Origin of the sequence: Acidisoma sp. L85, from assembly GCF_009765865.1 — a bacterium.
Lineage (GTDB): Bacteria > Pseudomonadota > Alphaproteobacteria > Acetobacterales > Acetobacteraceae > Acidisoma.
The window spans coordinates 80,008-80,299 of the sequence record NZ_LMUQ01000063.1; positions in this window are offsets into that span (position 1 = coordinate 80,008).

Sequence of the window (292 nt, forward strand, 5' to 3'; positions counted from 1 at the left end):
ATAGAGCCATACGGCGTGGCTGATGAGGTCTGCCGGGAAACGGTGGCGATGGTGCGGGTCTGGCAGCTTCTTCATGTCATCATCCTCGCCCAGGCCGTCGTAGACCGCCAGTTAACGTGACAAAGCCAGCGGAACAAAGGCAATGGCGCGACCCGAGCCGCTTGACCAGATAGATGAAGGCACGGCGAAGGTGGATGCCGTGCTGATGCGCAATGCCGAGATCATCGCCTTGATGAGAGCCGAGCAGGGCAATGATGAAAGGGATATGCAGTTCATCGAACGGATGGACGCT